Source organism: Rheinheimera faecalis (genome assembly GCF_021290965.1).
GTDB lineage: Bacteria > Pseudomonadota > Gammaproteobacteria > Enterobacterales > Alteromonadaceae > Pararheinheimera > Pararheinheimera faecalis.
This window is the reverse complement of record NZ_JAJOYT010000027.1, coordinates 1-3,403: the sequence shown is the minus strand read 5'-3', so window position 1 is coordinate 3,403 and position 3,403 is coordinate 1. Positions and strand designations below refer to the sequence as shown.

At 50.4% G+C, this 3,403-nt stretch carries 1 tRNA gene and 2 rRNA genes; all 3 read right to left on the bottom strand.

Annotated features, from left to right (window positions below):
- Positions 1–50 precede the first annotated feature (50 nt).
- Positions 51–165: ribosomal RNA gene (gene rrf, locus LSG34_RS20585) — 5S ribosomal RNA — on the bottom strand.
- A gap of 80 nt (positions 166–245) precedes the next feature.
- Positions 246–3,128, bottom strand: a 23S ribosomal RNA gene (locus LSG34_RS20580).
- A gap of 198 nt (positions 3,129–3,326) precedes the next feature.
- Positions 3,327–3,402: transfer RNA gene (locus tag LSG34_RS20575), tRNA-Ala, on the bottom strand.
- Between the last annotated feature and the right edge of the window lies 1 nt (position 3,403).

Here is a 3,403-nt window from a genome sequence, read left to right as displayed (position 1 = left end):
GTAAGCAAAAAGGCCCAGTCTTTCGACTGGGCCTTCTGGCTTAATTGGGAGCCTGGCGGTGAACTACTCTCGCATGGCATCTGCCACACTACCATCGTCGCGGCTGCGTTTCACTTCTGAGTTCGGAATGGAGTCAGGTGGTTCCACAGCGCTATTGCCACCAGGCAAAAACTGTTTTTATGTCTTTAACAAGCAAGCTAGATAGAATTCTTTTATCACACCCACACAAACACCTTGGGCGTTGTATGGTTAAGCCTCTCGGGCAATTAGTATGAGTTAGCTTAACGTGTCACCACGCTTCCACACCTCACCTATCAACGTTGTGGTCTCCAACGACCCTTATGTGTACTCAAGGTACAAGGGATGACTCATCTCTTGGCCGGCTTCCCGCTTAGATGCTTTCAGCGGTTATCCGTTCCGAACGTAGCTACCGGGCAGTGCCATTGGCATGACAACCCGAACACCAGCGGTTCGTTCATTCCGGTCCTCTCGTACTAGGAACAACTCCAATCAATCATCCAACGCCCACGGCAGATAGGGACCGAACTGTCTCACGACGTTCTAAACCCAGCTCGCGTACCACTTTAAATGGCGAACAGCCATACCCTTGGGACCGACTTCAGCCCCAGGATGTGATGAGCCGACATCGAGGTGCCAAACACCGCCGTCGATATGAACTCTTGGGCGGTATCAGCCTGTTATCCCCGGAGTACCTTTTATCCGTTGAGCGATGGCCCTTCCATACAGAACCACCGGATCACTAAGACCTACTTTCGTACCTGCTCGACGTGTCTGTCTCGCAGTTAAGCTGGCTTCTGCCTTTGCACTAACCGTACGATGTCCGACCGTACTTAGCCAACCTTCGTGCTCCTCCGTTACTCTTTAGGAGGAGACCGCCCCAGTCAAACTACCCACCAGACACTGTCCGCAATCCCGATGAGGGACCTACGTTAGAACATCAAACATACAAGGGTGGTATTTCAAGGACGACTCCATCACGACTGGCGTCGCAACTTCAAAGTCTCCCACCTATCCTACACATGTAGGGTCAATGTTCAGTGCCAAGCTATAGTAAAGGTTCACGGGGTCTTTCCGTCTAGCCGCGGGTATACGGCATCTTCACCGCAATTTCAATTTCACTGAGTCTCTGGTGGAGACAGCCTGGCCATCATTACACCATTCGTGCAGGTCGGAACTTACCCGACAAGGAATTTCGCTACCTTAGGACCGTTATAGTTACGGCCGCCGTTTACCGGGGCTTCGATCAAGAGCTTCGCTTGCGCTAACCCCATCAATTAACCTTCCGGCACCGGGCAGGTGTCACACCCTATACGTCCTCTTACGAGTTTGCAGAGTGCTGTGTTTTTAATAAACAGTTGCAGCCAGCTGGTCACTGCGACTCTCATATGCTTACGGAGCAAGTCCTTCACACACAAGAGCGTACCTTCTCCCGAAGTTACGGTACTATTTTGCCTAGTTCCTTCACCAGAGTTCTCTCAAGCGCCTTGGTATGCTCTACCTGACCACCTGTGTCGGTTTCGAGTACGGTCGACAATACCTGAAGCTTAGAGGCTTTTCCTGGAAGCGTAGCGTCAACAGCTTCACCACCGTAGTGGCTCGTCTCGTGTCTCAGAATATAGGGAACCGGATTTGCCTAATCCCCCTTCCTACGCACTTTCACATGGACTACCAACGCCATGCCTGCCTAGCTTTCTCCGTCCCCCCATCGCAGTATTGTCGGTACGGGAATATTAACCCGTTTCCCATCGACTACGCATTTCTGCCTCGCCTTAGGGGCCGACTTACCCTACCCTGATTAGCATGGGATAGGAACCCTTGGTCTTCCGGCGGGGAAGTTTTTCACTCCCCTTATCGTTACTTATGTCAGCATTCGCACTTCTGATACCTCCAGCACCCCTCACGAGATACCTTCAACGGCTTACAGAACGCTCCTCTACCACTTGCACTTAGTGCAAGTCCACAGCTTCGGTGCATGGTTTAGCCCCGTTACATCTTCCGCGCAGACCGACTCGACTAGTGAGCTATTACGCTTTCTTTAAAGGGTGGCTGCTTCTAAGCCAACCTCCTAGCTGTCTATGCCTTTCCACATCGTTTTCCACTTAACCATGACTTTGGGACCTTAGCTGGTGGTCTGGGTTGTTTCCCTTTTCACGGCGGACGTTAGCACCCGTCGTGTGTCTCCCGAGTAGTACTCATTGGTATTCGGAGTTTGCAAAGGGTTGGTAAGTCGGGATGACCCCCTAGCCTTAACAGTGCTCTACCCCCAATGGTATTCGCTCGAGGCGCTACCTAAATAGCTTTCGAGGAGAACCAGATATCTCCGAGCTTGATTAGCCTTTCACTCCGATCCACAAGTCATCCCCAAATTTTTCAACATTTGTGGGTTCGGTCCTCCAGTTAGTGTTACCCAACCTTCAACCTGCTCATGGATAGATCGCCCGGTTTCGGGTCTACACCCTGCAACTATTCGCCCAGTTAAGACTCGGTTTCCCTACGGCTCCCCTATTCGGTTAACCTCGCTACAGAATGTAAGTCGCTGACCCATTATACAAAAGGTACGCAGTCACCCAACAAGTGGGCTCCCACTGCTTGTACGTACACGGTTTCAGGTTCTATTTCACTCCCCTAACAGGGGTTCTTTTCGCCTTTCCCTCACGGTACTGGTTCACTATCGGTCAGTCAGGAGTATTTAGCCTTGGAGGATGGTCCCCCCATGTTCAAACAGGATACCACGTGTCCCGTCCTACTCGTTTTCATTGATAAAGCCTTTTCGTGTACGGGGCTATCACCCTGTATCGCCGCACTTTCCAGAGCGTTCCACTAACTCTTTATCAACTTAAGGGCTAGCCCCCGTTCGCTCGCCGCTACTAAGGGGATCTCGGTTGATTTCTTTTCCTCGGGGTACTTAGATGTTTCAGTTCTCCCGGTTCGCCTCGTATGACTATGTATTCATCATACGATACCTGATAAATCAGGTGGGTTTCCCCATTCGGACATCTGTGAGTCTAACGTCTCTTACCGACTTCTCACAGCTTTTCGCAGGTTAGCACGTCCTTCATCGCCTCTGACTGCCAAGGCATCCACCGTGTACGCTTAGTCACTTAACCATACAACCCCAAAATGTCTGGAATTGAAGGTGTGATAAGGTTCACAAATAAATATTGTTACCTTGTTTTCTTTCTATCAGCTTGCCAATTTGTTAAAGAGCACTTCGAGCATAAAGCTCAAAGAGAAATACTTCACAACGAAGAACTTGTCTTTGAGTTTTCAAACAGTAATTTACTTTCAGAATCAATCTTGAGTAATGGTGGAGTTAAGCGGGATCGAACCGCTGACCTCCTGCGTGCAAGGCAGGCGCTCTCCCAGCTGAGCTATAACCCCA